The 511-nt window shown below is 33.7% G+C and carries 1 protein-coding gene; it reads left to right on the top strand.

Translation table 11 applies throughout. The features are described from left to right. Positions 1-4: 4 nt before the first annotated feature. A partial coding sequence (locus tag ACIR131C_RS0103435) for a Uma2 family endonuclease (RefSeq protein WP_028089074.1) occupies positions 5-511 on the top strand: 507 nt, incomplete at its 3' end.

The following is a 511-nucleotide window of genomic DNA, read 5'->3' as shown; positions in this document are numbered from 1 at the left end:
TACTATGACTATCCAAACCTTAGACAAAACCACCACAATTTCCGAACAGCAATTTCTTCTACCTGGTCATTACACCTGGAAAGAATTTGAAATAATAGAAACCTTAACCGCAGACGCAGCAGGTTTGCGGATAACTTATGTTGATGGGTGCATCGAATTTATGACGCTGAGTGAACAACATGAAATGATTAAAACCATTCTTGGTTTTTTACTAGAATTATATTCCTGTGAAATAGGCATAAATCTGATTCCAGTAGGTAGTGCTACTCGTCGCGCAAAAGAAAAGAATGCTTCCTTTGAACCGGATGAATCTTATTACATCGGAGAAAAAAAGGAAAATCCAGATTTAGCAATTGAAATTAATATTACCAGTGGCAGTATTGATAAACTTGAAAAATACAAACGGTTTAATATTACCGAAGTCTGGTTTTGGCAAAATAATCAATTGTCTCTATATTATCTGAAAAATGATAATTATGAACAAATTAATCAAAGTGAATTATTGCCAGAT

This window comes from Dolichospermum circinale AWQC131C, from assembly GCF_000426905.1.
In the GTDB taxonomy this organism is placed as follows: domain Bacteria; phylum Cyanobacteriota; class Cyanobacteriia; order Cyanobacteriales; family Nostocaceae; genus Dolichospermum; species Dolichospermum circinale.
The sequence above is the reverse complement of the archived record's forward strand: the minus strand, read 5'-3'. Positions and strand labels throughout refer to the sequence as shown.